Source organism: Caloramator australicus RC3, assembly GCF_000297115.1.
Classification (GTDB): domain Bacteria; phylum Bacillota; class Clostridia; order Clostridiales; family Caloramatoraceae; genus Caloramator; species Caloramator australicus.
The window spans coordinates 1-2,331 of record NZ_CAKP01000088.1 but is presented as its reverse complement, the minus strand read 5'-3'; the positions used below and the strand labels follow the sequence as shown (position 1 = coordinate 2,331).

Below are 2,331 nucleotides of genomic sequence, written 5' to 3'. Positions count from 1 at the left end.
TCGACATATATGGGAAGGATATCTAGAAGAAGTAGAACATTTGAGACATACATACGAATGCAAAGAACTATATAAAGATAGAAGCAAAACCATAGAGAGGGTATTTGCCGACTTGAAGGAGAAGCATGGTTTGCGATGGACAACACTAAGAGGGATAGAAAAAGTGTCCATGCAAGCGATGCTTGTTTGTGCTTGCTTTAATTTAAAGAAGATGGCAAATTGGATGTGGAAGAAGGGACAAAACGGCCCTGGAAAGGGCAAAAATTTCTTTGTATTTATAAAATATTTATCAAAAATGCTTGTAAAAATACTCAAACCCCACTTTTCGTTTTTTGAAAAGTGGGGTTTGTCGACGGTCTGAAGCTGATGGCAAAAGCCATCAGCTTATGTATCTATTTACAAAATCTATATCCTCTTTTTTATCAACATCATTCCCTATCTCGGGGTATTTTGTAAATATTGCCCTTCCTTTAACCTCAAACATATCACAAATCTTTTTTTCAACAGCAGGAATTGTTAGAATGCCAAGGGCAAGCCTTAGTAAAAAGGATAATCCTAAAAACTTTTCCCATCTTCAAGGGCTTTTTTCTAAAGGCTATAAGCTCCTCCGCCTTTTTTGTTGCCCTTTCAACAACGTTTGGGTTTAAAAAAACTATGTTTCCTCCTGTAAAGGTCCCTTCCTTCATCTTTACATAGGTTCTTTTAACATCCGGATATTTTTCATCATTAAGGCTTTTATCTATTATAGGGTATCCAACATCTAAATTTTCTTTACTACACTCTAAAACAAAATCCCTAACCGCATCCCCCTTTATTAAAGGTATATCCGATGTGCAAACTAAAAGGGGCCTTTCATAATCGCCTATTGACTTTACGCTATATTTTATGTTATCCAACATTTCGCCGTTGGATTTAATAAAACCATCAACAACATGCCCTATTTTATCCTTTAATATCTCATCTCCAACAACATAAACATTGTCAACAACACCTGAATCCCTCAAGGCATCTATCACATATTCTATCATAAAACGTCCCTTAATCTCTAAAAGGGCCTTTGGTTTTCCATCCTCACCCTTATCCCCCGCAAGAATTAATGCATTAACCATCCGTTACACCCCTTCATTTACCGTTTTAACTAAAAATACATCCTTAATGTAATCCCTTAATCTATTATAACAAACCTTAACCTTTTCTTCATCCTCAAAAATACCGATAACTGCCGAGCCGCTTCCCGTCATTATGCTTCCTTCTGCCTCAAACTCCATCATTATATTTTTAATTTCTAACAATATAGGGTATTCATTTAAAGTAACAGTTTCAAGGACGTTTACCATATTAGATGCCATCATCTTGTAATTCTTATTTCTTATGTATTCTACCATTTTATCTATGTTAGGCCTTTTATTGACTTCATCTAGTCGAAGCTTAGAATAAACTTCCTTTGTTGATATATTTATATTAGGTTTTGCAATGACTATATGTAGATTTTCTATCTTTTCAATAGGGCTTATGATCTCTCCTATCCCCTCCACAAGGCTTGTTCTATTCACTATACAAAATGGAACATCAGCACCAACCTTAAGCCCTATTTCCATCATCTGCTCCTTACTCATTTTAAGGTCATAAAGTTCATTTAAAGCCTTAATAACCCCTGCCGCATCTGAGCTTCCCCCTCCAAGGCCTGCACCGTGGGGAATATTCTTTTTAAGGTGAATTTTGACTCCATAGTCTATACCGAATTTTTTAAAGATTAAATCCGCTGCCCTATAGCAGGTGTTAGACTCATCAAGGGGAATATCATTTTTATCGGAAGTTATGATGATTCCGCTTTTTATTTTTTCTATAGTCAAATAATCATATAAGGATACGCTCTGATTTATCATCCTTAAAAGGTGATATCCATCATTCCTCTTCCCAACCACATCAAGGGATAAATTAACCTTTGCAGGGCACTTTATTTCTATCCTCTCCACACCATCACCTCGCTTAGCTTAAAAAAATTATATATTATTTTCCAAATAACTTCAAGGGACGGTTCATTACAGATAGTGTCAAGATATTGTAGGTTAATTTTTATAGACAACCCCTTAAATTAGCTAGTTTCAAGGCGTTTGTTAAATTTAAAAAACTTAAATTATATTTTCATATTTTATTGATTTTAATATCCTGTAAATTGGCGTTACTTTCCCTATGTTCAATATCGTTATATTATTCATAACTTCACGTGAAGATTTATTTATCTTTCTTATCGCTTCTTTTATTTTCTTCTTACTTACCTTGAAGGCTTTTTCATCTTCCTTAAACACACTTATTTCCCTTAAATTTCCT

General features: G+C 34.5%; 3 protein-coding genes and 1 pseudogene. 1 reads left to right on the top strand and 3 read right to left on the bottom strand.

Features of this window, described 5'->3' with window-relative positions; translation table 11 throughout:
- Positions 1-361: transposase (locus CAAU_RS08425; protein WP_156792067.1), on the top strand; the 361-nt coding region annotated here is incomplete at its 5' end.
- A 139-nt stretch (positions 362-500) separates the two neighbouring features.
- Here CAAU_RS08425 and CAAU_RS08420 read toward each other — a convergent pair.
- The 3 genes and pseudogenes from CAAU_RS08420 to CAAU_RS08410 all read right to left on the bottom strand — a co-directional run.
- Complete coding sequence (locus CAAU_RS08420) at positions 501-1,109, bottom strand: nucleotidyltransferase family protein (RefSeq protein ID WP_008909020.1); 609 nt, start codon at positions 1,107-1,109, stop codon at positions 501-503.
- 3 nt (positions 1,110-1,112) lie between these two features.
- Positions 1,113-1,976 (bottom strand): 4-(cytidine 5'-diphospho)-2-C-methyl-D-erythritol kinase, encoded by an 864-nt coding sequence (ispE, locus tag CAAU_RS08415; RefSeq protein ID WP_008909019.1) that lies wholly within the window; start codon positions 1,974-1,976, stop codon positions 1,113-1,115.
- 156 nt (positions 1,977-2,132) lie between these two features.
- Positions 2,133-2,331, bottom strand: a pseudogene (locus CAAU_RS08410) (UPF0236 family protein); the annotation flags it as partial.